The organism is Streptomyces sp. NPDC031474 (genome assembly GCF_055581185.1).
The window spans coordinates 141,227-166,865 of the sequence record NZ_JBVIJX010000016.1 but is presented as its reverse complement, the minus strand read 5'-3'; the positions used below and the strand labels follow the sequence as shown (position 1 = coordinate 166,865).

The window sequence follows — 25,639 nt, the reverse complement described above, 5'->3', positions numbered from 1 at the left end:
GGTCGCCGTCAGAACAGGAAGCTCCCGTAGGGGCCGTTGAGAATCTGGTTCTTCTGGCTCTGGTTGAAGTGGGTGTTGGGGTAGTCGTAGAAGGACGCGGACATCGGGGTGCCGTCGGTCGAGGACGAGTCCGGCAGGCCGAAGGCGTGGCCGAGTTCGTGCACCATTCCGCCGTACCAGCGGTTCATCGACTGTCCGCTGGTGCCGGCGGCGCCGTCGGCGTCGTGTCCGCTCAGGACGACCCAGCCGGGGCTGGCGCCCCCGCCCGCGCCCTCGCCCTCGGCGCTGATCTCGCCCACGTTGAGCCAACGGCTGTCGGGGTTGTTCAGGCTGAACTTCCGGGCGAGTTCGTTCTGCATGTTCGTGACGGCCCACCAGTAACGGTCGCCGCCGTTGGGCGTGTTCTCGTACCAGCTCCGCGGCTGGTCACCGTTGACCACCTCGACCACGGGGTTGTTGAGCTTGAAGGTCTTGCCGAGTTCCTGCTGGTAGTAGCGCTGTGCCTCCCGCATCACGGCGGCGATGCCGTCGGGGTAGCGCTGGTCGAACGGAACGTCGGAGGGCTTCAGCCAGTACACCCGGACGGTCTTGGTCGGGGGCGTGGTGGGGGTGCCCCCGCCGCCGGCGAAGTTGGGCAGCCGCCACGTCCGCGACGCCGCGTTGGTGCAGGGCAACTGGACGAGGCCGGTGTTGCCGGCCGAGGAGTCGCCCGACGGGGCGACGCACTTGCCGGAGTGCACCGCCTGCACGCTGAACACGTTGTTCGTCCCGCTGACCGTCACGGGAACGAGCCGGAACTTCTGACTGGCTCCGGTGCCGCACGGCCGCTGCACGATCGTGGCGTTGTCGGCGCCGGACGCTCCGTTGACGTCCACGCACTTTCCGCCGGCCGACGTGCCGATGCCGTACTGGTCGGTGGTCCCGCCGACCGGGGTGAAGGTGAAGGTCTGGTTGGCCTCGCCGTGGCAGGCCCATTGGATGAGCTGGATGCCGTCGGCGGTGGAACTGCCCGGCACATCCAGGCAGTTGCCGCCGTTCTGGTTGACCGCGGTGGAGGTGAACGCCGTCGCGGCGTGGACGGGCGGCGCGCTCGCGACGGTGCCCATGACCGAACCGATCAGCACGGCCAGCACAGCCGGCCAGAGGGACAGGAACCGGGATCGTCTCATCGGCCTACTCCCCTGACGGTGCGGTCAGCGGCACGCCGAGAGCCACCGGCGTGCCGAAGTTCGGCGTGCCGTCGGCGTTCCAGGTGAACTTCTGCGCCCTGGTCGTACGGTTCATGTCGCAGCCACCGCCTGTCGAGTTGTTGGCGTGGTAAACCATCCAGTCCTCCGTTCCGTCGGGCGACTTGAAGAACCCGTTGTGACCAGGGCCGTAAACGCCGTTGGCGTTGGAGCGCTGGAAGACCGGGTTCGGCGACTTCACCCACGACGAGGAGTTGAGCGGGTCACCGCCGTTGTAGGTGAGCATGCCGAGCTTGTAGTCGGGCGTGGAGCAGTGACTGGCGGAGTAGACGATGAACGTCTTGCCGTTCCGCTGGAGCACCTCTCCGCCCTCGTTGACCGCGCCGCCCACCGTCTCCCAGCTGTACGTCGGCGTCGACAGCACCCGGCGGGTGCCGCTCGCGGTCCAGGGGTTGGACAGCGGACGGATGAACATCGGCTGCGAGCCGTTGTAGAAGGTGCCGAGCAGATACAACTGGCCGTTGAGCTGCAGGATGCTCGGGTCCAGCTCCCAGGTGTTGTCCTGCGTCGGGTCGAGCAGGTCGGCCTTGAAGCTGTAGGGGCCCATCGGGTCGAGTCCGGCGCTCTCCAGCACGTGGATCCGCTGGGTGCTCAGGTCGTACGGCTCCCGCCCGGCGGTGTAGTAGAAGTACCACCGCTTCCCGTTGGGTCCGTCGAGCAGATGGAACTCCGGCGCCCACATCGTGCCGGCGCCGTTGGGCCGACTGAGGTTGAAGATCACCTGGTCGGCGGCCGTGGCGAGCCCGGCGAGGGTACTCGCCTTGCGCATGGTGACCGTCGAGTTCCAGGTGGTCGTGGCCAGGTAGTAGTACCCGTTGTAGTACGTCAGCCACGGGTCCGGGCCGTGCTGGGAGAGCGGGTTGGTGAACGTGTGCGGGCTGGTGCCGCCGCCGCTGAACGCGGGCAGCCGCCACACCCTGCCGTTCGCGGCGGCACACGGCAGCTGCACCAGGTTGGTGTTGGCCGCCGAGGACCCGCCGCTCGGCGCGACGCACTTGCCCGAGCCGACCGAGACCAGGTTGAAGGTCTTGTCGGTGCCGGAGACGGTCACGGGAACGAGCCGCCACTGCTGGTTCGCCTCGCCGTGGCAGGGCCACTGGATGATCGCCGCGTCGTCGGCCGTCGAGGCGCCGTAGACATCGACGCACTGACCGGACTGCGTGGTGATCGTGTACGTGTCGCTCGTGCCGGAGACCAGCGTGTAGCCGAAGCTCTGGTTCGCGCCGGAACTGCAGCCGAACGCCCGCAACTGGGTGCCGTTGGCGGTCGAACTGCCCGGCAGGTCCAGGCAGTTGCCGCCGTTCTGGTTCACGCCGGCCGAGGTGAACGCGACGGCGGCGGACGCGGGCGGCGCGACGAGGAAGGCGACCGCCACGGTGAGCAGGGCGATGAGTGCCGACAGGCATCTGGAACGGGTCACGGTCCGTACACCTTTGCTTCGAGGAGGCCGACGGAGTTGGTGCCGTTGCCGGTGAGCAGCACCCGCAGCCGGGTGGTGCTCGTGGCGGTGAAGGTGACGGTGTTGTACTGGTTCTTCACCAGCGGATAGCCGCTCGCGCCGGGCACGTCGACGTAGGCGCTGCCGTTCCAGTACTGCAGCTTCCAGGAGGCCGGCATGTCGATGCCCTGGTCGTCGTCGAAGAAGTACACCTCGGCCTTGTTCAGGGTCTGTGCGGCGGGCCAGGTCAGCTCGGCCCACTGCTGTCCGGTCTCCGGCCAGGTCCCCCAGCGCGGGTTCACCGTGTCGTTGGACGACGACGGGTCGATCCCGTCGTTCACCGCGGCGACGCTCTCCCAGGAGGAGGTGTACGACGCGGAGGCCGTCGCCGAGGTCGCCAGGTTGGCCGGTGGCTGGGGTGGCTGGACCCCGCCCCGGTTGAAGACCTTGACCTCGGTGAGGCCCGTCTTCGCGCCGGAGGCGTTGGTGGCCAGGACCCGTACCCGCTGGGCGCTGATCGCGGGGAACTGCACCAGGTTGTAGTTGGCGCGCGGAACGGCGGGGCTCTTCGTCTGGCCGGGGACGTTCACCCAGGAACTGCCGTCGTAGTACTGGATGGTGTACGCGGAGGGCGCCCGGTAGGTCGTACTCGCCGGACGGCTGTCCTTGAAGTACAGGCGCACCTCGTTCAGCGTGCGGGCGGCGCCGAAGTTCAGCTCGTACCAGTCCTGGCTGTTGGAGGATCCGCCCGCACCCCAGAACGGCTCGTTGGTGGGATACCCGTCGACGGCGCCGGCGGTGCTGCTGCCGGAACCGGTGTACGACGCCGAGGCCGTCGCCCCGGTGGCCAGGTTGGTGGGGGTGCCGGTCAGGTCGACGCCGGCCTTGGCGAGCATGTCGACCATCCGCGGGCTGTTCTGCACGACCTGGTTGGGGGCCTGCAGACCGGGGACGGCCGTGTGGTAGGTGACCGTGCCGCTCGTGGTCACCTCCCCGGTCGCCGGGTCCCAGGTGAACGGCACCAGCGAGCTGACGGTCGCGGCCCGGTTGCCGTTGACGTAGATCGAGTAGCCCTCCGGGACACCCGGGTAGCGCACCACCCCGTCGGACGGGTCGTCCCAGACGATGCTCAGGTCCGCGTTGCGGTAGCGCAGGTTGTTGACGGTGAAGTGGTCCCAGCCGATGTCGATCGGGGAGAGCTCGACCTTCGCGTCGTTGCGCGGCCGCAGCCCGGCGACGTCCTCGACCACCGTCCAGTTGCTGCTGCCCAGGATGTTGTGGTGGATCCAGGACCGGTAGTCGATGTTGCTGCCGTTCCAGTCGGCCCAGAACTCGTTGGCGTCCGGCCACTGGGTGTTGCCGCCGATGTACTGCGCCCAGGTGTTCCAGTAGAGCAGCTTCTTGTAGTCGGTCGCGTTCATCCAGGAGTTGGGGTAGTTGCGCAACACCGACGAGTACAGCCGGAACTGCACGGTGGAGTTGATGGTGGAGAAGTTGTTCGAGCCCGGGTTCCCGGCGTCGGCCGCCGCCTTCTTGTCGGCCTGGTTGGCCGTGTAGAAGGGGAAGACGGGGTACTGCGCCGGGTCGTCGAACAGCCGCAGTGCCTGCTTGTACGTCGCGGTGTTGGGGACGGCCCCGACCGAGAACGGGTAGTAGTTGTTGATCTCCTTCCAGGGCACCCACTCGTTGGTCGACTTCAACCGGTGCTCGAACAGCTGCCGGTTGGGGTTCCACAGCACATTGACGATGGCGTCCTTGATCTGCGTCGCGAGCGTGCGCATCTCGGTCGCCTTGGCCGTGTTGCCGGTCGCCTCGTAGGCCTGCGCCGCGGCGAGCGCGCCGCTGTACTGGTAGGCGGACTCGGCGCGGTCCATGTTGCCGGGCTTCCAGTGGAAGGACACCGCGTCGGCGTCGTTGCCCGTCAGAGCGCCCCAGTCGTACTCGATGAGCTTGTTGTTGTCGTGGTCGTAGTAGGCGAGCTGGCCCTTGACGTCACCCTCCGCGTAGTGCGCGAGGTTGCCGGCGATGGCGGGCTGCCCGCCGTGGATCTGGTAGCTGCGCCAGGCGGCCTCGGCGATGTACTGGGTGTAGCTGTTGGACCAGTTCTCCGGGTCGCCGGGGTTGTCGAGGAACCGGCCGCCCTTGGAGACCTGCCCGACGCTCAGCCAGTCGCCGTAGGCGTAGGCCGGGTTGCGCAGGTACTTGAGATCGTCGATGTGCATCGGCTGGGTGAGCGCGATCGCGTTGTTGTAGCCGAGGACGCCCTCGGTCGACGTCGGGAACTGGAAGGTCTGGCCGGGGATGTCGGCGTCGAGGTTGTTGAAGCGCATCAGCCACCAGCGGTAGTAGATGTTCTTCTTGATCGCGCCTTCGGGGACGTCGATGTACGGCACGTTCTGCGCCCACCACAGGTTGTACGCCCTGACGTGCGTGGCGAAGGCGGTGGCGTTGGAGTAGCCCGCGTAGGCGTTGTACTCGGTGAGCGACTCGGGGATCTCGTCGGTGACGAAGCCCATCACCACCTTGGCGGTGACCGTGGCGCCGGCCGCGATCGTCACCGAGCGGTTGAGCCCGCCGTTGGTGGCGCTGAAGCCGTCGCCGGTGAGCCGGGGGCGGATGGTCGTGAGGTTGTTGTAGGCGTTGACCTGGCCGGTCAGCTCACTGCCGGAACCCGAGGTGGCGTACGGCGAGGTCGCCCGCAGTTGCAGGGTGGTGGAGGCGCTGCCGTTGTTCTTGATCGACAGGTTGGTCACGGCCACGTTGTTGTCGGTGATGAACTTGGTCTGCGTGACCGCCACCGAGCCGGCCGTGTGCACGCTCTTCCAGTAACTGGGCGCTTGCCAGCGCTGGGAGACCTGTTCGGTGAACGTGCCCGGGCTGATCGCGATGGTGTAGGCGTTGTTGTCGTTGATGCTCTCCCAGTACGCGACATGCCCCCCGAAGCCGAGGACCGAGGGGTCGTGGGTCTTCATGAACAGCGCGCGACCACGGCTCATCAGCCAGGGCCCGGCGGGGTCGTCGCCGGAGCGGGCCAGCAGACGGTCCATCCAGAAATCGGTTCCCGAACTCTCCGCATCGTAGATGCTCCGCATCATGTCGCCGGGGGTGTAGGCGACGGGCGGGGCCGGGATGGCGGGACCGTTGAACGTGGGGAACCCGATGGTCTGCGCGGCGGCGGCCGGGTTCACGGAACAGATGGAACAGAGGATGAGCACGAGGGCGACGAGCAGGCGCTTCATGAGGTGCTCCCTCTCCGGTTGAGGGCAGTGGGCGGCGGGTGGGTGGGCAGCGAGCCGTGTCATGTGCCTGACAGGCGCGCAAGGAAACTCACCTAAAAGGTTTTCGCAACGTAGGAGCGAGCTGATGAGGTGTCAAGAGATGGCGTCAAGGCCCGCCTTCGCCGAGGGCACCGTATGGCGCGACGCGACTCGGGGCGGAGCGGCTCGGGACGGCGTAGAGCGGGGGCGACGCGGCCCGGGACGGCGCGGCTCGGGGGTGACGCGGCCCGGGGACGGCGTGGCTCGGGGGTGACGCGACCCGGGGCGGCGTGGCTCGGGGCGGCGCGGATCGGGGGCGACGCGGCCCGGGGACGGCATGGCTCGGGAGCGACGCGGCTCGGGGCGACGCGGCTCGGGGCGACGCGGCTCGGGACGACGCGGCTCGGGACGACGCGGCTCGGGGCGACGTGGCCCGGGGCGGCGCGGCTCGGAGACGACACGGTCCGGGGCTAAGCGAATCGGGATGAAACGGCCCGTGACACCGGCCCGTGACACCGCGGCTGGGACACCGGCCCGGGACACCGTGGCCGGGACACCAGCCCCGGACAACGCTGCCCGGGACAAGCGGCGTTCAGGACTTCACGGCCCGGAACGACGCGGCGTTGGACGACGCGGTTCAGGACAGCGGCGCCGTCGATCCTCGGATGATCACGCGACAGCGCACGGTCTCCACTCCTGAGCGCCGACCCCCGCCGATCGCGGTGAACAACGCGTGGGCCGCCGCCCGGCCGACCTGCTCCAGGTTCATGTCGACGCTGGTCAGCGGCGGGCGCGAGGATGAGGTCAGAACCTGCCAGTTGTCGAAGCCCATCACGGCCACGTCCTCCGGCACCCGGTGTCCGCGCTCGCGCAGGACGTCCATGACGCCCCGGGCGATCTGGTCGCTGCCGCACAGCACGGCGTCGACGTCGGGATGCCGGTCGAGCAGCAGCGCGGTCGCCGCCCGTCCCCAGCCCTCCGACCAGGCCCCGAACCGCGGTTCGCCGACCAGCGCCAGACCGGCGTCGGCGAGCGCCGCCCGGGCGCCCTCGGCCCGCTCCTGCGCCGCGAGGTACCCCGGGTCGCCGGTGACGTGCGCGATCCGGGTCCGGCCGCAGGTCAGCAGGTGCTCCACCGCGATCCGGCCGGCGTCGACGCTGTCGGGGACGATGGACAGATCCGCCGGATCCTCCGACGGCGCGTACGCGTAGACCACGGGGACGGGCAGCTCACGGCCCAGGGACGGGCGCGGGTCGGTCCGGCTGCCGACCACGATGAGCCCGTCCACCCGGCGCCCGAGCAGCGCACGCACATGGTGCTGCTCCCGGATCGCGTCGCCGCGCGCGTCGCACAGGAAGACCGCGACCTCACCGGCCCCGAAAGCGTCCTCGGCGCCCATCAGGATGGGGATGCTGAACCGGCCCTCCAGGTCGCTGGTGAGCAGACCGACGGTGCCCGACCGTCCGACGAGCAGCCCGCGGGCCAGCTGGTTCGGCCGGAAGGCCAGCCGCTCGGCGGCCTCGATCACCCGCTGCCGGGTCTCGGCACGCACCTGGCTGCGGCCGTTGAGGGCCTTGGAGGCGGTGGCGATCGACACGCCGGCGAGCCGGGCGACGTCGCTGAGTGTGGCGGGATGCGAACGAGAGGGGCCGACGGCCGGTGTCATGGATGTTCTCCTGTCTCGCGTCGCGTGCGTCGTAAACCGTACGCGAGAAGTTTCGGCCCGGGTGCGTCCAGGGAGTTTTCACTGGTTTCGGTTGAGCCCCGGGGCGCGACTCCTGCAGCCGTTCCGTGCAAGGGGATTGACGGGCCGTGAGTCGGGTTCTAGCTTTCAGAAAGCCTTTTCGGTTCCTTTTCGTCGCAGAACCCACACTCAGGGGGATCGCCATGAGGAGCACGACCGGACCACGTAGACCCATCCGCCGACTCGCCACCGGCGTCGTCGCGCTCCTCGCCGCAGCGAGCCTGGTCACGGCCTGCGGGTCGGGGGACGACGGCGGCTCGGACAGCGGGGGAGGGGGCAAGGCGGCGGACGCCACGGGCGTCGACGACGGCGCCACCCTGACGATGTGGACCCGCGCCGCGACCCGCCCGCAGAGCGAAGCACTGGTGAAGGCCTACAACGCACACCACAAGAACAAGATCGAACTGACCGTCATCCCGACCGACGACTACCAGGCCAAGGTCGGCGCCGCGGCCGGCTCCCACGACCTCCCCGACCTCTTCGCCTCCGACGTGGTGTTCGTGCCGAACTACACCACCAGCAGGCTCTTCGCCGACCTCACCGCGCGCATCGACGCGCTGCCGTTCGCCGACAAGCTGGCCCAGTCGCACATCAAGGCCGGCACCTACGAGGGCAAGAAGTACGTCGTCCCGCACACCCTCGATCTGTCGGTGCTCTTCTACAACAAGGACCTCTACCGGCGGGCGAAACTCGACCCCGCGAAGCCGCCCACCACTCTCGCCGAGTGGGACCGGCAGGCGCGGGCCGTGGACGCGCTGGGCGGCGGCGTGGACGGTACCTTCTTCGGCGGCAACTGCGGTGGCTGCGGTGTCTTCACCTGGTGGCCGTCGATCTGGGCCGGGGGAGCGGAGGTGCTGAACGACAAGGGCACCGAGGCGGAACTCGACTCCGCCACCGCCAAGAAGGTCTACGACACCTACCGGGGATGGGTGAAGGACGACATCGTGGCGCCCGGCGCGAAGGACGAGACCGGCACCACCTGGACCGGCGTCTTCCCGAAGGGGAAGGTCGGCGTGATGCCCATGCCGTCGACCACCCTGGGCCTGATGCCCAAGAACCTGGACCTCGGCGTCGCGCCCATCCCCGGCCCCGACGGCGGCAAGTCCACCTTCGTCGGCGGCGACGCCATCGGCATCTCCGCCACCAGTAAGAAAGCCGATCAGGCCTGGAACTTCCTCGCCTGGTCCCTGGGCGACGACGCGCAGGTGAACGTGGTCGCCGCGCACAAGGACGTCGTGGCGCGCACCGACCTCGCGTCCAACAAGTACTCCGCCGCGGACCCCCGCCTGGTCGCGATCAACCAGCTCGTGGCGGACGGCCGCACCCCGTACGCGTTGAAGTTCGGCCAGACCTTCAACGACCCCAACGGGCCCTGGCTGACCCTGATGCGCGACGCCGTCTTCGGCGACGGCACGTCCGTCGAGAAGGACAACAAGGCCGTCACCGCCTCCCTCGCCGACTGAAACGGCACGGCACCGGACGCACCGGACGCACCGGACGCACCGGATGTCCCGGACCCCGGCACGACCCCTCCCACGTCACCCGGCAGAGGAGAGCCATGCAGGTCAAGGCGCCCGACCGGGCGGCCGTCGAGCGCCGGGCGCCGACGGCACGCCCGGCCCGCCGACCCCGAAGAGCCGCCCCCCTGTGGCGCTCCCGCAAGGTCCAGGGCCTCGGGTACGCAGCCCCGACCGCCGTGTTCGTCGCCGTCTTCTTCCTGCTGCCCCTCCTCCTCGTGGGGCAGATGTCGCTCAGCGACTGGCCGCTGCTCGCCGGCGACCAGGGCGCCAACGCCCCCGAGAACTACACCGACATCGGCGACAGCCCCCTGTTCTGGCCCGCCGTCCGCTTCACGCTCCTCTACACCGTGATCGTCACGGTCATTCTGCTGGGCCTGGCCCTCCTCCTCGCCCTGCTCGTGCAGGAGTCCCGACCCGGCGCGGGCTTCTTCCGCACGGTCTACTTCCTGCCCGGCGCCCTCGGACTCGCCTCCGCGTCCCTGCTCTTCTGGGGCCTGTACAGCCCCACCACCGGCCCGCTCAGCCGCACTCTGGAGAAACTCGGCCTCGTCGACGACCCGGTGTCCTTCCTCGGCACGCCGACCTCCGCGCTGCTGTCGACGGTGTTCCTCGTCGTATGGAAGTTCGCCGGTTTCTACATGCTGATCCTGCTCGTCGGACTCCAGCGGATCCCGCACGAGGTGTACGAGGCGGCCCGGATGGACGGCGCGAGCCGCGGCCAGATCTTCCGCTCCATCACCCTCCCGCTGCTGCGCCCGTCCCTCGCCCTGTCCCTGCTCCTGTGCGTGACCGGATCACTGCTCGCCTTCGACCAGTTCTTCGTCCTCACCAAGGGCGGACCGGACAACAGCACCGTCACCGTCGTGCAGTTGATCTACCGCGAGGCGTTCCAGCGGCTGAACCTCGGCACCGCCGCGGCCCTGTCGATCGTCGTGCTGGCCGCGCTGCTCCTGCTGAACGTCCTGCAGTTCCGTGGGCTGCGCCGCGCCGACGAGTCATGACCCGCTCGCGAAAGGAGACACCGGTGCTCACCCGAGCCCTCGGCCGGACGCCCCACTACGTCGTCGCCGGCGGACTGGCCGTCATCTTCCTCTTCCCGCTGCTGTGGAACGCCTGGGCCTCGGTCAGCGCCCAGCCCGGCACGGCCCAGGAGTCCGGCTACGGTCTGGGCAACTACCGCACCCTGCTCGACTACGACGCCGGCCTGTGGCGCTACCTCGGCAACAGCACCGTCGTCGCCGCCCTCACCGTCGCCCTGACCCTCGGGGTCTCCCTGCTCGGCGGCTACGCCTTCGCCCGCTTCGACTTCCCCGGCAAGAACCTGCTGTTCCTGCTGACCCTGGCCATCCTCATGGTCCCGTACGCCACCCTCCTCATCCCGCTCTACGTGCTGCTCGGCAGGCTCCATCTGCAGAACTCGCTGCTCGGGCTGAGCCTGGTGCTGGCCATGTTCCAACTGCCGTTCGCCACCTTCATGATGCGGATCGCCTTCGAGGCGGTCCCGCGTGAACTGGAGGAGTCGGCGCTCGTCGACGGATGCGGCACGGCCGGCGCGCTGCGCCGGGTGCTCCTTCCCGCGGTGCGGCCGGGGCTGATCACCGTGGGCCTCTTCGCCTTCCTCGCCGCCTGGAACGACTTCATCGCGCCGCTGATCCTCATCTCGGACAGCGAGAAGGCGCCCCTGCCGCTGGCCGTCGCCAACCTGCGGCAGCAGAGCATGGGCGCCGTCGACTACGGCGCCACCGAGGCCGGCGTGGTGGTCCTCGCCGTGCCCTGTCTCCTGCTCTTCCTGCTGCTGCAACGGCACTACGTGCGGGGCTTCATGTCGGGCGCGCTCAAGGGCTGACCAACCGGATGAAAGGCATCAATGGGTGAGTGAGAACAGAGAGTTGTCGACGATGCTGCCCGTGGCACCGACCGGGGGGCGATTGCGCCCGCTGGGCCTGGACGAGGTCAGGATCACCGGAGGCTTCTGGGCCCGACGCCGGGAGACCAACGCCACCGCCACACTCGACCACTGCCGCGAATGGATGGAACGCGTCGGCTGGATCGGCAACTTCCGGGCCGCCGTCGAGGGCAGGATCCAACGGGACCGGCGGGGCCGCGAGTTCGCCGACTCCGACGTCTACAAGCTCCTCGAAGCCATGGTCTGGGAGCCCGGATACGACCTCGACCCCATGCTCACGCAGTCCATCGCCGCCGCCCAGGAACCGGACGGCTACCTGAACACCGCCTTCGGCCGCCCCGGCCAGCAGCCCCGTTACAGCGACCTCGAATGGGGCCACGAGCTGTACTGTTACGGCCACCTGATCCAGGCGGGCGTGGCCCAGATCCGTACCGAAGGCGAAGGCGAACTGGCGAAGATCGCCCGGCGCGCCGCCGACCATGTCTGCACCGCCTTCGGCCGGGGCGGCATCGAACGGGTCTGCGGGCACCCGGAGATCGAGACGGCCCTGGTCGAACTGGCCCGGGCGACGGGAGAGGAACGCTACCTCGACCAGGCCGCGCTGTTCATAGAGCGCCGCGGCCACGGCACCCTCGCCGACCCCGAGTTCGGCCGCGCCTACTACCAGGACGACCAGCCCGTCCGGCAGGCCACGGTGCTGCGCGGCCACGCCGTGCGCGCCCTCTACCTCGCGGCCGGCGCCGTCGACGTGGCCGTGGAGACCGGCGACGAGGACCTGCTCGCGGCCGTCGTAGGGCAGTGGGAGGCCGCCGTCGCCCGGCGCACCTATCTGACCGGCGGCATGGGCTCGCACCACCGGGACGAGTCCTTCGGCGACGACTTCGTGCTCCCGCCGGACCGCGCCTACTCCGAGACCTGCGCCGGCGTCGCCTCCGTAATGCTCAGCTGGCGGCTGCTCCTGGCCACCGGCGAGCCACGCTTCGCCGACCTGGCCGAGCGGACCCTGTTCAACGTCGTCGCGACCTCGCCGGCCGAGGACGGCCGGGCCTTCTTCTACGCCAACACCCTGCACCGGCGCCGCCGCGGCACCGTGCCGTCCGCGGACGCCGACAGCCCGCGCGCCGAGTCGAGCCTGCGCGCCCCCTGGTTCGCGGTGTCCTGCTGCCCCACCAACGTGGCACGAACGCTGGCCCTGCTCCCCGCCTATCTGGCGACCGCGGACGACCACGGCATCCAACTCCACCAGTACGCCGACGCGGAGATCACCACCGCCCTCGCGGGCGGCCACGGCGTCGCGCTGAGCGTGCGCACCGACTATCCGTCGGGCGGCAGCGTGACCGTCCGCGTCGACCGGTCCCCGGACCGCCCGTGGACCCTGTCCCTGCGCGTCCCCGCGTGGACCGAGGGCGCCCCCGCCCGGCTGGTCGACCCCGACGGCGTACGGCGTGCCGTCACCCCGGGCACGGCCGCCGTCACGCGGCTCTTCCGGCCCGGCGAGGAGATCCGGCTCGAACTGCCCATGGCCCCGCGCTGGATCGGGCCCGACCCGCGCATCGACGCCGTGCGCGGCACCCTCGCCGTCCAGCGCGGCCCCCTGGTGTACTGCGCCGAGTCCGTGGACCTGCCGGACGGCCACGAGGTCGACGCCGTACGGGTGGATCCGTCCGCCGAGCCGCAGGACGGGCCCGACGGCACCGTCGTGGCCCCCGGCGAACTCGCCGCCGTACCGGGGGAACCGCCCGAGGACCCCTGGCCGTATCAGCCGTACCAGCCGCATCAACCGCTCGGCCAGGGAACCGAGCCCGCCGCCGAGCCCACCGGCATCGTGCTGGTGCCCTATCACTCCTGGGCGAACCGCGGGCCCTCGACGATGCGCGTATGGCTGCCGACGACGACCCCACCGCCGACCGCACCCCCCGGAAGGTAGCCGTGCACGGACCGGGAAGAGGACGGCACCGCCGCAGATGGCTCGCCGGGGCGCTGGCCCTTGGGCTGCTGGCCTCGCTCGCGGCCGGTTCGCCCGCCGTGGCGGCGGACAACTCGGCGATCGGCTACCCGGTCTACTCCGGGTCCGCGCATCCCGTGCCGGAACTGCCCGCCGGCTTCACCACCCACGGCACCCTGCGCGCCCAGTACGAGGCCGACCGAAGAACCGGGAACGGCACCGACTTCTGGATGGACCGGATGCTGGCCCGCAAGGGCGAGGACCCGTCGGGCGACTGGCTGTTCACGCGAGGCCGGGCGGTGTTCATGAAGGAACACGACCCCGCCCTCCTCGGGTTCGGCGGCAAGGTCGCCTACTGGGAGAGCATCGACGACCGGTCCGCCTATACCGTCGACGTGAGCGTCGACGGCAAGGCCGCAACCCTGCACGAGAACGTCAACGCCCGCATCCAGACGCCCAGTTACTGGCACAGCGAGTTCACCCACGAGGCCACCGGGCTGAAGGTGACACAGACCAAGTTCATCACCGACGCCGATGTGGCCGTGACGAACCTGACGCTCACCAACACCGGCTCCGCGCGCCGGGAGGTCACGCTGCGCGCCTCGTCGCCGTACGCCACGACCGCCGAAGGCCGTGAACTCACCGGCGCGGTGCCCGCGAAGAACAACCTCACCACGGTCTTCCCCCGCTTCAGCGGCGACGGCATGGCCCCCGCTCCCGACGGCGAGACCCTGACGCGCACCCTCAGCCTCCGCGCGGCCGCCACCGCCACTGCCAAGGTCCAACTCGGCTTCGTCACCGAGGAGATCGCCGACTCCCGATCGGCCTACGACGCGGTGCGCAAGGCGGTGCCCACGGCCGCCTTCCGCGCCCATGTGCAGAAGTACAACCGCTGGTGGGCCGAGAACCTGCCCTACCTCGACTCGCCCGACGACAACATCGACAAGACGCTCTACTACCGCTGGTGGCTGCTGCGTTACAACTACCTGGACGCCGACATCCCGGGCAACGACTACCAGTTCCCCACCTCCATGGAGGGCGTGCTCGGCTACAACAACGCCATCGCCCTGACCGTCGGCATGTTCGTCGACGACCTCAAATACCTGCGCGACCCGAGCTACGGGTACGGGCCGTGGGTGTCGGCCGGCGAAGTGTCGAAGAACGGCAAGTACACCGACAACCCGGGCGACCCGGAGAACTGGTCCAACAGCTACACCCAGTACATCTCCGAGGCGGCCTGGCGCTCCTACCAGGTGCACGGCGGACCGGACGGCATCGTGAAGAACCTCGCGCGATACGCGGAGCAGGACGTCCGCGGCCAGCTGGCGAGCTACGACCACGACGGCAACGGACTCATCGAGTACGACTGGGGCGCCATGACCGGCAACGACGCCGACGCGGTGTCGTTCCACTGGAAGCCGGGCAACCTGGACCGCACCGAGTCGGCGTACGTGTACAGCAACGCCACGGCCGCGGCGAACGCCTACGACCTGCTCGGCGAGAGGGCGAAGGCGGACGAGCTGCGGGGGATCGCCGGCCGGGTGAAGGACGCCGTCCTGAAGTACCTGTGGGATCCGAAGGACAAGCTGCTCAAGCACCGGCACGTGGCCACCGACACCCTGGTGCCCTGGAAGGAGATCAACAACTACTACCCGTACAGCGTGGGCCTGATGCCCACGGCGGACGAGGACCCCCAGTACCTGGAGGCCCTGCGGCTGTGGGCGGACGCCGGGCAGTACCCCGTCTTCCCGTTCTTCACCGCCAACCAGGCCGACAAGGCGCAGGCCGCGGAGCAGGGACACCCCGGGAGCAACAACTTCTCCGTCATCAACTCCACCGTCACCTTCCGCTTCCTCTCCTCCGTGCTGCGCACATACCCCAACCGGTACATCGACAGCACCTGGTACAAGAAACTGCTGTCCTGGAACGCCTGGGCCCAGTACGTCGACGGCGACAACCGGTGGCCCGACCAGAACGAGTTCTGGGCCGACGGCAGCGCCGACCCGCAGAAGATCGGCTACCGCTCCTGGATCCACCACACCATCCTCGGCACCACCAACTGGACCGTGATCGAGGACGCCATGGGCTTCCGCCCGCGCACGGACCGCAAGGTCGAGCTCGCCCCGATCGACGTCGACTGGGACCACTTCGCCGTCACCGACATCAACTACCGGGGCACCGACGTCGCCGTCCTGTGGGACGAGCCGGGCGACGGGAAGCGGCCGTACGGCAAGCAGGTCCCCGAGGGCTACTCCCTCTACCTCGACGGGAAGCTCGCCCTCACCGCCGACCGCCTCACCCACCTCGTCTACGACCCCGTCACCCGCAAGGTCACCTTCCCCGAAGGGGCCGGAGCCAAGGTTCGAACCACCGGTCTGCACACGGCCGTTGCCGCACCGCAGGACGTTCGGTACGGCCCGAAGGACCGGGTGACGGACGTCTTCGCCAAGGCGGGCCGGGACCTGACGGGCGCAGCGAAGGAGAACCTCGCCGCCGGAGCCACCGTCCGCGCCTCCCACAAGGAGCAGGGGCACGGAGTGGCAGGCGCCGTCGACGGCTTCACGATCAACGAGCCGTTCTGGGGCGCCCGCGGCTCGGGCAACTCCGAGGACTGGTACGAGATCGACTTCGCACGGCCGCGCAAGGTCGACGACGTGAGGCTCTACTTCTACAGCGACAAACGACCCGGCGGCTACGCCGAACCCGCCCTCTACACCGTGCAGTACCAGGACAGCGGCGGGCAGTGGACGGACGTCACCGGACCGGTCAAGTCACCGGCCCACCCCAGGGCCAACCTCAACCAGGTGCGCTTCAAAGGGGTGACGACCGGGAGACTGCGGGTGCTGCTGCGCCACCGCGACGGCCACACCAGCGGACTGAAGGAGATCCAGGCGTTCGCCACCGGCGTCCGGCTCCCGGCCGCCCGCAACCAGCCCCCGTACGTCCAGGCCTGGCGCGACACCGCCTACAGCCGCCCCGGTCAGGCGCGGCTCACCGCAGTCGTCGAGGACGACGGTCTCCCGGCGAGGAAGCTCTCCGCGTCCTGGCGGGCGGTGGACGGCCCCACGGACGGCGCCGTCATCTTCGAGGACGCGCAACGCCCGACGACCGTCGCCCGCTTCACCGAGCCGGGCACCTACACCCTCGAACTCACCGCCACCGACGGCGCGTTGCAGTCCTCGAAGCAGGTCGTGGTCAAGGCGGCGGGACCGGCCGGCGGGCAGGTGAACGTGGCGCAGTCCGCGACGCCCACCGCGTCCTACACCTCTGGCTGGGAGTCGGTCGCCGCCATCAACGACGGCCGGGAACCGGCCTCCTCCTCCGACGCCCCGCGCTGGGGCAGCTGGCCGCAGAAGGACACCCAGTGGGTCCAGTACACCTGGGACGCCCCGGTCCGTGTGAACGGCTCCGACATGTACTTCTTCCGCGACGCGCAACCGGGCGCGGACGACGGCGTGGGAGTCCCCGCCTCCTGGGTCATCGAATACCGGGACGGCGACACCTGGCGCGAGGTCGCCTCGCCCAGCGGCTACGGCACCGACGAGGACCGCTACAACAGGACCGCCTTCGCGCCCGTCACCACCACCGCCGTACGGGCCCGGCTGACCGGCCACGCCAATCTGGCGCTCGGTGTACAGGAGTGGAAGGTGTACGCCGAGCCGCCCGACTCCGTCCGCGAGGTCCATGTCCCCACTCTCCACGGCACCGTCCCCCGACTCCCCGGCCAGGTGACGCTGGTCTACGCCGACGGCTCGACCGCGCGCTCTGACGTGGCCTGGCCCGCGCTCACCGAGGACCAGGTGGCCCAGGGCGGCACCAGCGTCCGGGTCACCGGGCTCGCCGACCTGACCGCGCTGCCCGTCACCGCGACCGTGTGGGTGCGGCAGACCGACGCCGTCGAGATCACCGCCCTCGCCGAGGAGCACATCGCCACCCGGACCGGCAGACCACCCGTCCTTCCGGACACGGTCGTCGCCACCTACAACGACGGCTCCAAGGACAGCCGGGCCCCGGTGACCTGGGACCCGGTGGAACCGGACCGGTACGCCCGGCCGGGGACCTTCGAGGTGAAGGGAACCGTGACCGGCACCACCTACCGCGCAACGGCCACCGTCACCGTGACCGCCGCCCCCTCATGAGGGCGCGGCCACGCAGACGACCGTGCATGCCCATGCCCACCGACGCCCCCACGATCGGAGCCCGAGCATGTCCCAACCCCCCACCCGCCGCAACCTGTTGAGGCTGGCCGCCGGGACCGCGGCCACCGTCCCGCTCCTGCACGCGACCTCGGCGGCGGCCCAGACCGACTCCCTCGCCGCGCCGACCGGCACGACCGCGGCGCCCGCCCCGGCCCCCGCGGCCCCGCCGACCTGGGCGGTCCAGCCCTTCGCGCTGGACCAGGTGACGCTGGGCGACGGCGTCTTCCGCCGCAAGCGCGATCTGATGCTGGACTTCGCCCGGGCCTACCCCGCCGACCGCATCCTGGCCGTCTTCCGGGCCAACGCCGGCCTCGACACCCGCGGCGCCCAGCCGCCGGGCGGCTGGGAGACCTCCGACGGCAACCTGCGCGGCCACTTCGGCGGCCACTTCCTCACCCTGGTCTCCCAGGCGTACGCGGACACGCGTGAGGCGGCACTCAAGACCAAGCTCGACTACCTCGTGGCCGCGCTCGGCGAGTGCCAGCAGGCGCTGGCCGACCACGGCTCGCCGAAACCGAGCCACCCCGGCTATCTGGCCGCCTACCCGGAGACCCAGTTCATCCTGCTGGAGAGCTACACCACCTACCCCACCATCTGGGCGCCGTACTACACCTGCCACAAGATCATGCGCGGTCTCCTGGACGCGCACACCCTCGCCGGGAACGCGCAGGCCCTCGCCATCGCCTCGGCGATGGGCGACTGGGTGCACAGCCGGCTCGGCCGACTGCCCAAGGCCCAGCTGGACCGCATGTGGTCGATCTACATCGCCGGCGAGTACGGCGGGATGAACGAGGTGATGGCGGACCTGTACGCCCTCACCGGACGCGCGGAGCACCTCGCCGCCGCCCGCTGCTTCGACAACACCGTGCTGCTGGACGCCTGTTCCGGGGGCCGGGACATCCTGGACGGCAGGCACGCCAACCAGCACATCCCCCAGTTCACCGGCTATGTACGGCTCTTCGACCACACCGGGGACGAGGAGTACGCGGCGGCGGCCCGCAACTTCTGGGGCATGGTCGTGGGCCCCCGGACGTACAGCCTGGGCGGCACCGGCCAGGGCGAGATGTTCCGGGCCCGCGGCGCCATCGCGGCCACCCTGGGCGACAACAACGCCGAGACCTGCGCCACGTACAACATGCTCAAGCTGAGCAGGCAGCTGTTCTTCCACCAGCCGGTCCCCGCCTACATGGACTACTACGAGCAGGGCCTGACCAACCACATCCTGGCCTCCCGCCGGGACGCTCCCAGCACGGACAGCCCGGAGGTCACCTACTTCGTGGGCATGGGACCGGGAGTGGTGCGCGAGTACGACAACATCGGCACCTGCTGCGGCGGCACCGGGATGGAGAACCACACCAAGTACCAGGACTCGGTCTACTTCCGCTCCGCGGGCGGCGACGCGCTGTACGTCAACCTGTACCTCGCCTCGACGCTGCGGTGGCCGGAACGGGGGCTCGTCATCGAGCAGACGAGCGCCTACCCGGCCGAGGGCGTGCGCACCCTGACGTTCCGCGAGGGCGGCGGCAGCCTGGACCTGAAGCTGCGGGTGCCGTCCTGGGCCACGGCAGGGTTCACCGTCACCGTCAACGGGGTCCGGCAGCAGGTCCAGGCAGTGCCCGGCAGCTACCTCACCCTGAGCAGAAGCTGGCAGCGCGGCGACCGGGTCACCGTCTCGGCCCCCTACCGGCTGCGCATCGCACGGGCGTTGGACGACCCGACCGTCCAGTCGCTGTTCTACGGGCCGGTCCTGCTGGTCGCGCGGAGCCAGGCGACGTCGTTCCGGCAGTTCTCCTTCTACAAGGACTTCACGCTGCGGGGCGACCTGGCCGACGCCGTCCGCCCCGAGGGCCGCCCCCTGCACTTCACCACGCACGGCCTGACGCTGGCCCCGTTCCACCTCGCGGACGACAGCCGCTACCACGCCTACTTCAGGCGCGCGGAACCGTCCGTCGTGTTCGGCACGACCGACTCGGGCGTACCGAACCGCGCCCGCACCGACGGCCTGACCTTCCTCGACGTCCTCTGGGGACAGGCGCCGTTCGCGACCACGGCCGGTTTCGTGGGCGCGGTCCGCACCCTCGCCGACACCTGGCTGTCCGGCGGCCTGTTCACCCGGGCCGAACGAGACCGCGTCGTCGCGGCCGCCGGCAGCGCCCGCCTGAAGCGCTGATCTGGAGGGAGACGCACGTCACAGGCGGCCGAACTCGGCCGCCTGTCACATTTCGCCGGGGAGTTCCGTCAGTGCTGTGTAAGCATCGACACGGCAAGGAGACCACCATGGAAGCGCGTCTCAACCTCTTCGGCAGCCCCCTCGCGGGCACCCTCCTCAAGCACTTCGGTGCGGCCGGCAAGGCCGTCTCGGATTCGTCGCTGCCGGTCGCGACCCGGGATCTGGTGCTGCTGCGGGCCAGCCAGATCAACGGCTGCGGCTTCTGCACCGACATGCACTCCAAGGACGCCGCGCACGCCGGGGAGACCTCGGTGCGCCTCAACCTGGTCGCGGCCTGGCGCGAGGCCACGGTGTTCACCGACGCGGAGCGGGCCGCCCTGGAGCTGACGGAGCAGGGCACCCGCATCGCCGACGCGGCCGGCGGCGTCCCCGACGACGTCTGGGCGAACGCCGCCAAGCACTACGACGAAGAGCAGCTCACCGCGCTGGTGGCGCTGATCGCGATCATCAACGCGTACAACCGGCTGAACGTCATCGTCCGGCAGCCCGCCGGCGGCTACCGCCCGGGCCAGTTCGCCTGACGCCCGCCGTACGACGACAGGCACGGGCACGGGCACGGGCGAAAGAGCCGTCCCTCCGGTCACCGTTCCACGGTGCCCGGAGGGACGGCTTCACGGAACGTGCACACATTCACACGTGAACTTTAGGTTTCAAGCGCTACGCTCATCGGCAATTCGAGTGGTCGAGGAAGCCCCCACGCGCCCTACCGCTCGCTTCCCCCCCCCATGCTCAGGAGACGCGCGTGCGCGACGGCGACGTAGTGGTGATCGGTGGCGGCTACGCGGGCGTGCGGCTGGCCAAACGACTGGACGGGACGGCGCGGGTCACGCTGGTGGACCGCAAGGAAGTCTTCTTCCACCGTATCGCCTCCCTCCGTGCCGGCGTCCGCCCCGACTGGTCGGTCACCCCCTTCATCCCGTACGACCGACTGCTGCGCGACGGCCGGGTGGTCGTCGGCAAGGCCGTCCGCATCGACACCGCCGAGCGACAGGTCGTCCTGGCGACGGGGGAGCGGCTCCCGTACGACGTGGTGGTGATCGCCACCGGCGCCGACTACCCCGAACCGGCCCGCTTCACCGGCACCACCGCCGAGGAGACGCTCAAGTCCTTCGCCGGTCACCAGCGCAGGGTCGCCGCCGCCGAGCACGTCCTCGTCGTCGGCGGCGGACCCTCCGGCGTCGAACTCAGCGCGGAGATACGCCTCGCCCGGCCCGACGCCCGGGTCACCCTCGCCCACTCGGGGGCGGCGCTGCTGCACTCCACCGGCAGCGAACGGGCCGGACGCAAGGCGCTGGCCTGGCTGGAGTCCCACGACGTGGAGGTCCGCCTCGACTCCTTCATGTCCCCCGGCAACGACTTCGGCACCTATCGCGACGCCCACGGCAACATCATCGACGCCGACCTCTCCTTCTGGGCCACGGGCACCACGCCCAACACGTTCTGGCTGCGCCTGGGCGGACACGGCGACTGGCTGAACTCCGCCGGGCACGTCAAGGTCGACCGGCGGCTCAGGGTCGAGGGACGGCCGGACGTCTTCGCCGTCGGCGACGTCAACGACGCCACCGAACTCAAGATCACCCCCGCCGCCCTCGCGCAGGCCGACCTCGCCGCCCACAACATCCGCGTCCACCTGCAGCACGCCGGCAAGCACCGCAGGGAGCCCCGCCTCTACCGGCCGGTCCAACGCACCCCGCTCATCGTGCCCTTCGGCCCGGCCGACGGGGTGACCCTGCTGCCCGTGCCGGGCGGCGAGAGCGCGGTGCTCGGCGGTCGCACCTCGGTGCTGGCCAAGGCGAAGACCTTGATGACGCCGTACATGAGGCGCCAACTCGGGTACACCGCCACCTGAACCGGCCGCGGTCGGGCCGCTGCCTCACCTGTGACGGATTTTGGCCGAAACGGCACGCAGGAGTCGGGCAAGCGCTTTCAACTGGCCTGAACCGAAAGAAAGTTCGCCTAGGTTGGGGCCCTGATCGCCAACGTACCTGTGCAGGAGGCTTTGCTGTGTCGGACTCCACCTCCCAGACCACCGAGACCGCCGGAACACCCGGCCGGATCGACACGTCCAAGCCGCACTCGGCCCGGTTCTGGAACTACTTCGTCGGAGGAAAGGACAACTACGAGGTCGACCGGGAGATCGGGGACCACATCAAGGAGATCTTCCCCGGCCTCGTCGACGTCGCGGTCACCAGCCGGCACTTCCTGGGGCGCGCGGTGCGCCACCTGGCGGGCGAGCAGGGCATCCGCCAGTTCCTGGACGTGGGCACCGGTCTGCCCACCGCTGACAACACCCACCAGGTGGCCCAGCGCGTCGCCCCGGACGCCCGGATCGTGTACGTCGACAACGACCCCGTCGTGCTCGCCCACGCGAACGCCCTGCTGACGAGCACGCGGGAGGGCAAGACCGCCTATTTGGACGCGGACCTGTACGACCCGGAAGCCGTGCTGGCGGCCGCCGCGGGCACCCTCGACTTCTCTCAGCCGGTCGCCCTGATGATCCTCAACACGCTGGGCCACGTCGCCGACTACGTGCAGGCCCGCGACCTCGTGCGGCGACTCATGGCGGGGCTGCCCTCGGGAAGTTACCTGGTCATCAGCGACAGCACCGCCACCAGCGAGGGCATGATCGCCGCGTCGGAGGCGTACAACGCGAGCGGCGCGGTGCCCTACTACGTGCGCAGCATCGACGAGATCGGCGGCTTCTTCGAGGGGCTGGAACTGGTGGAGCCGGGGGTCGTCCAGGTGCCCGAGTGGCGGCCGAACCCCGATGATTCAGCCAACTTCGCCGCCGCCGTCGACGCCTACTGCGGCGTGGGCCGCAAGCCGTAGCCGGAGAAGGCGGGCGAGCTGGAGCGAGCGCCGCACCGCCGCACCGCTGCACCGGACGACCGTGGAACTGGACGAAGCGTCCACGGTCGTCCGCACCTGCGAGCAGGCGCCGTCCGCCACTCGCCATCCGCACCTCGCCATGGTCGAACCCGTCCTGGACGCCTTCCGGATGAGGTCGCCGCGCCGGATCGTCGACCAGGAGGACCCAGGAGGACTCCGTCAGACCAGGGCCGGCCGGGGCTGTGCCCCCTCGTCCCCGTCGCTGTGCTGGGAGTCGCCGCTCTGTATGAGGGGGAGGGCGTCGAGGTACTGGGGCGGTAGGTCGAACGCCTCGGTGAGGGTGGTGAGGTGGGGTTGCAGGCTGTGCGTGAGGGCGTCGACGGTGGAGGGCAGTTGGTGGACGTGGTGGGGGGCGATGTGGTTGTCGGCGAGGAGCGTGCCGGTGTGGGGGGTGAGATGGGTGAGGAGGTAGAGGGTGGTGAGTTCGGTGAGGAGTTGATGTGTGGGCTGATGGCCGGTGCGGGCCAGCGTGGCCAGGAGGGCGTCGGCCGCGCGCACGGTGGTGTGGGCCTGTGCCCTCTGGAGCGCGGGCGTCGAGGCCGTGTTCCAGCGGCCCTGGGGATCGTGGGCCGGGCCGTGGCGGAGCGCGCTGTGGGCCTGGGCGTGGAAGGCCTGCTCGGTGCGGGCGAGAAGGTTGCGGAGGTAGCGGGGGTTGGTGAGGTGCGGCGGGCCCGCGTCGGGGAGGAGCGTGGCCGGCGGGTGGAGGAGGAGTTCGGCGGCTGCCTTGGTGGTGATGAGGAGGTTGTCGCCCTCGGCGGTGATCGTCCCCTCCACGTACTCGGGGAACCCGGCGAGATGGTTGGCGGGGAGGAGGCCCTGCGCACCGCAACGTTCCCGGGCCTCGAGGGTGATCGTGCGGGCCTGCCACGTGATCCAGGCCTTGGTGAGGGCGATGAGGCGTTCGACGTGGTCGCGGTCGTCGGCGGTGTGCCGGCTCCACTCGGTGGTGAGGGAGCGGTGGAGCAGGGTCATGGCGTAGGTGGTGGCCACGGCCTGGAGGAGCCTGCTGTGGTGGGTGCGGTGGCTGTTGACGGGGATGCGCCGCCCCGGCCGCGCCCCGCTGACCTGGCGCCGGTTGCCGTACTGGACGGCGATCGCGAGAGCGGCCCGCGAGGCGCCGATCGCCGCGGCGCTCATGCAGAGTTTGCCGGCGGTGACCCGTGCGATGGAGGTCAGGAAGCGTTTGCGGCGGTTGCCGAGGGCGCTGGTGAGGGTGTTGTCGGCGTTGAGGCGACCGTGCTCGCCCTGCAGCAGTGCTTGGCGGGGCAGCGGGAGATGGTCGAACGAGGTGAGGCAGTGGTCGACGGGGGCGTTCGGACGCAGGGGGAGAGGAGTGACGGTGATGTGCGGCAGCGGGCCGTCGTGATCCGTGAGGGGGGTCAGGAACAGGAAGACGCCCTGGTCACGGCCGTCGATGAGGAGACGGGCGGCGACGACGGCGGACTTGGGCCCGCCGAGCGTGCTGGTGTTGGGCATGAACTTGGCGGCGCCCGGGTGAGGGGTGTGGAGGACGAAGCCGCCGGTCTCGGGATCGAGGGTGGCGGTGGTCTCCAGGGCGGGGGCGTCGTTGCCGTGGTCGACCTCGGTGCACAGGAAGGTGCCGATGCGTCGGAGCGTGGTGAACTCGGCGTGGTCCCTCAGCGGGCTGTCGTCGTGGTCGAGGAGACTGCCGAGGAAGAGGTTGTAGTGGATGCTGGCGACGGTCGTCAGCCCGCCCCCTCCGTCGACGATCGCCGCCCACTCGTGCAGGGCGGTGAGCAGGGCAGGGTCGGTGGCGAGGGCCTCGGGATCGTCGAGGGTGTCGTTGACCAGGCGCAGCCAGGCGTAGGACTGCGCGGCGCGCTGTTCGGGGGTGAGCCCGGGCTGATGGCGGAAGGTGTCCCGGGCGATGAGGCGACGCCATGGCGCGTGGACACGTTCCTGCTCGCCGTCCTGGTCGAACAGCAGCCGGGTGAGCTCGCGGGCCGTCGCGGCGTCGGCCCGCGCCGGGTCGCCGGGTCGGATGGGGTCGGCGGCCGCGTCCCCGTTCGGGTCAGGTGCGGTGACGTCTGCGGCCGGGCCCGGTGTGGGGGCCTGATCCGGGACGTGGTCGGCGCGGTGCGGCCCGGTGGGGCGCTCTCCGCTGTGGAATGCCAGAAGGGCCATGACCCTCTCCCCGTTGTCGCAGATCCGGAAGCTGGATGTCTGGATGTGCAGTGAGCCAGAAGATACGGACCTACCGGTTTTCTTATCAAGTCAGAAATCGGCAAAGTGCGGTGGCGTCGATGGCGGGTTTTGAGGGGTGCCTGTGTCGCAGAAGTGAGTTCGGTGCTCCTGATGCGGCCGGTGGCCGGGCGGAACGAGAGACGGAATCAGGAACTCCGGCCGGTTTTCCGGAGGTTGCGCTGGTGGGTGCCGGTCGCGGTACCGCAAGGAGGGCGGGAGGCGGCGTGCGGGCGCGGTGCCCGTGAGGTGGCAGTGGACAGACCTGCCGGTATATTTTCCGGAGCCGGAATCACGGGGAGCAACCTCGGAGGTGGGGGCGTGGCGCTGCAGGAACGGGCCGTACGGACGAGGCGGGCAGTCCTCGTCGCGGCCGCGGCGGTGTTCGCGGAGGTCGGGTACGAGGCCGCGACGATCGCGGAGATCCTGGCCCGCGCCGGGGTGACCAAGGGCGCCCTGTACTTCCATTTCTCCTCCAAGGAGGAGCTCGCGCAGGCGGTTCTGGCCAGCCAGCTGGAGGCGGTACCGGCCGTGCCGACACGGGAGTTGCTGCTCCAGCAGGGACTGGACGAGGCGTTCGTACTGGCCCATCTGCTGGCGGTGGGCGACCCGCTGGTGCAGGGGAGCATCCGGCTGACGGTGGACCAGGGGATGCCCAGCGACAAGCTGGACCGACGGCTGCCGATGAGCGGATGGATCGCTCACAACGCGGACGTGCTGGGGCGGGCGAAGGAGAAGGGCGAACTGCTGCCGCATGTCGACGTGGCCGCCGCGGCGCGGATGTTCGTGGGAGCGTTCACCGGCGTCCAGGTACTGTCCAAGATCATGACGGGGCACGCGGATCTGCCGGAGCGGGTGGCGGACCTGCAGCGGCATCTGATGGCGGCGATCGCGGTGCCTGCGGTGCTTCTGCAGCTGGACACGGCCGCCGACCGGGGGGCCAGGGTCTACGAGGAGGCCGTGAAGGCCAGTTGGGGGACGGGCGGCAAGCAGGCGGCCGGCTGACCGCTGACCGCCGCACCGGCTCGACCGCGCGTCGTCGGCGGTCGTCGGGGCGTGTTC

At 70.2% G+C, this 25,639-nt stretch carries 15 protein-coding genes; 10 read left to right on the top strand and 5 right to left on the bottom strand.

Features of this window, described 5'->3' with window-relative positions; translation table 11 throughout:
* Positions 1 to 8: 8 nt before the first annotated feature.
* The 4 genes from ACZ5SK_RS32305 to ACZ5SK_RS32290 all read right to left on the bottom strand — a co-directional run bounded on the left by ACZ5SK_RS32305 (position 9) and on the right by ACZ5SK_RS32290 (position 7,608).
* Positions 9 to 1,169 (bottom strand): RICIN domain-containing protein, encoded by a 1,161-nt coding sequence (locus tag ACZ5SK_RS32305; RefSeq protein ID WP_361703861.1) that lies wholly within the window; start codon positions 1,167 to 1,169, stop codon positions 9 to 11.
* Positions 1,170 to 1,173: 4 nt separating this feature from the next.
* Positions 1,174 to 2,667 carry a family 43 glycosylhydrolase gene (locus ACZ5SK_RS32300; protein ID WP_468576770.1) on the bottom strand — a complete coding sequence of 498 codons (1,494 nt, stop codon included), beginning with the start codon at positions 2,665 to 2,667 and terminating at the stop codon, positions 1,174 to 1,176.
* On the bottom strand, positions 2,664 to 5,924 hold the full coding sequence (locus tag ACZ5SK_RS32295) for a discoidin domain-containing protein (RefSeq protein ID WP_334574328.1): 3,261 nt from the start codon (positions 5,922 to 5,924) through the stop codon (positions 2,664 to 2,666). The genes ACZ5SK_RS32300 and ACZ5SK_RS32295 overlap by 4 nt, the downstream gene beginning before the upstream one ends.
* Before the next feature lie 655 nt (positions 5,925 to 6,579).
* The gene (locus tag ACZ5SK_RS32290; protein ID WP_334574326.1) at positions 6,580 to 7,608 is read right to left on the bottom strand and encodes a LacI family DNA-binding transcriptional regulator; all 1,029 of its coding nucleotides are present in this window, start codon (positions 7,606 to 7,608) and stop codon (positions 6,580 to 6,582) included.
* A 221-nt stretch (positions 7,609 to 7,829) separates the two neighbouring features.
* On the opposite strand from ACZ5SK_RS32290, the gene ACZ5SK_RS32285 reads away from it, so the two are divergent.
* The 9 genes from ACZ5SK_RS32285 (at position 7,830) to ACZ5SK_RS32245 (ending at position 22,315) form a co-directional block, all read left to right on the top strand.
* Entirely contained in the window at positions 7,830 to 9,149 is a 1,320-nt protein-coding gene (locus ACZ5SK_RS32285; RefSeq protein WP_334574324.1) for an ABC transporter substrate-binding protein, read from the top strand.
* Positions 9,150 to 9,244: 95 nt separating this feature from the next.
* Complete coding sequence (locus ACZ5SK_RS32280) at positions 9,245 to 10,207, top strand: carbohydrate ABC transporter permease (protein ID WP_457494828.1); 963 nt, start codon at positions 9,245 to 9,247, stop codon at positions 10,205 to 10,207.
* A gap of 23 nt (positions 10,208 to 10,230) precedes the next feature.
* Positions 10,231 to 11,052, top strand: coding sequence for a carbohydrate ABC transporter permease (locus tag ACZ5SK_RS32275; protein WP_334574321.1), 822 nt, complete (start codon positions 10,231 to 10,233; stop codon positions 11,050 to 11,052).
* A gap of 52 nt (positions 11,053 to 11,104) precedes the next feature.
* Entirely contained in the window at positions 11,105 to 13,039 is a 1,935-nt protein-coding gene (locus ACZ5SK_RS32270) for a glycoside hydrolase family 127 protein (RefSeq protein WP_468576778.1), read from the top strand.
* Positions 12,991 to 17,196: an Ig-like domain-containing protein gene (locus ACZ5SK_RS32265; protein WP_334574319.1), complete on the top strand. Its 4,206-nt coding sequence runs from the start codon at positions 12,991 to 12,993 to the stop codon at positions 17,194 to 17,196. Before ACZ5SK_RS32270 ends, ACZ5SK_RS32265 begins: the two co-directional genes overlap by 49 nt.
* 67 nt (positions 17,197 to 17,263) lie before the next feature.
* Entirely contained in the window at positions 17,264 to 19,426 is a 2,163-nt protein-coding gene (locus tag ACZ5SK_RS32260; protein ID WP_334574317.1) for a glycoside hydrolase family 127 protein, read from the top strand.
* Between the two features lie 107 nt (positions 19,427 to 19,533).
* Positions 19,534 to 20,007 (top strand): carboxymuconolactone decarboxylase family protein, encoded by a 474-nt coding sequence (locus ACZ5SK_RS32255; RefSeq protein ID WP_334574316.1) that lies wholly within the window; start codon positions 19,534 to 19,536, stop codon positions 20,005 to 20,007.
* Positions 20,008 to 20,228: 221 nt separating this feature from the next.
* On the top strand, positions 20,229 to 21,335 hold the full coding sequence (locus ACZ5SK_RS32250; RefSeq protein ID WP_334574314.1) for an NAD(P)/FAD-dependent oxidoreductase: 1,107 nt from the start codon (positions 20,229 to 20,231) through the stop codon (positions 21,333 to 21,335).
* 155 nt (positions 21,336 to 21,490) lie between these two features.
* Complete coding sequence (locus tag ACZ5SK_RS32245; RefSeq protein WP_468576769.1) at positions 21,491 to 22,315, top strand: SAM-dependent methyltransferase; 825 nt, start codon at positions 21,491 to 21,493, stop codon at positions 22,313 to 22,315.
* 219 nt (positions 22,316 to 22,534) lie between these two features.
* Here the strand turns inward: ACZ5SK_RS32245 and ACZ5SK_RS32240 are convergent, their stop codons facing one another.
* Positions 22,535 to 24,520: an acyl-CoA dehydrogenase family protein gene (locus tag ACZ5SK_RS32240; RefSeq protein WP_468576768.1), complete on the bottom strand. Its 1,986-nt coding sequence runs from the start codon at positions 24,518 to 24,520 to the stop codon at positions 22,535 to 22,537.
* A 378-nt stretch (positions 24,521 to 24,898) separates the two neighbouring features.
* On the opposite strand from ACZ5SK_RS32240, the gene ACZ5SK_RS32235 reads away from it, so the two are divergent.
* Complete coding sequence (locus ACZ5SK_RS32235; RefSeq protein ID WP_334574309.1) at positions 24,899 to 25,582, top strand: ScbR family autoregulator-binding transcription factor; 684 nt, start codon at positions 24,899 to 24,901, stop codon at positions 25,580 to 25,582.
* Positions 25,583 to 25,639 lie beyond the last annotated feature (57 nt).

Coding starts and splice junctions, on each gene's coding strand:
- ACZ5SK_RS32240 (WP_468576768.1), bottom strand. CDS start 24,520: ATGGCCCTTCTGGCATTCCACAGCGGAGAGCGCCCCACCGGGCCGCAC.
- ACZ5SK_RS32270 (WP_468576778.1), top strand. CDS start 11,105: ATGCTGCCCGTGGCACCGACCGGGGGGCGATTGCGCCCGCTGGGCCTG.
- ACZ5SK_RS32255 (WP_334574316.1), top strand. CDS start 19,534: ATGGAAGCGCGTCTCAACCTCTTCGGCAGCCCCCTCGCGGGCACCCTC.
- ACZ5SK_RS32305 (WP_361703861.1), bottom strand. CDS start 1,169: ATGAGACGATCCCGGTTCCTGTCCCTCTGGCCGGCTGTGCTGGCCGTG.
- ACZ5SK_RS32280 (WP_457494828.1), top strand. CDS start 9,245: ATGCAGGTCAAGGCGCCCGACCGGGCGGCCGTCGAGCGCCGGGCGCCG.
- ACZ5SK_RS32285 (WP_334574324.1), top strand. CDS start 7,830: ATGAGGAGCACGACCGGACCACGTAGACCCATCCGCCGACTCGCCACC.
- ACZ5SK_RS32290 (WP_334574326.1), bottom strand. CDS start 7,608: ATGACACCGGCCGTCGGCCCCTCTCGTTCGCATCCCGCCACACTCAGC.
- ACZ5SK_RS32295 (WP_334574328.1), bottom strand. CDS start 5,924: ATGAAGCGCCTGCTCGTCGCCCTCGTGCTCATCCTCTGTTCCATCTGT.
- ACZ5SK_RS32265 (WP_334574319.1), top strand. CDS start 12,991: ATGGCTGCCGACGACGACCCCACCGCCGACCGCACCCCCCGGAAGGTA.
- ACZ5SK_RS32260 (WP_334574317.1), top strand. CDS start 17,264: ATGTCCCAACCCCCCACCCGCCGCAACCTGTTGAGGCTGGCCGCCGGG.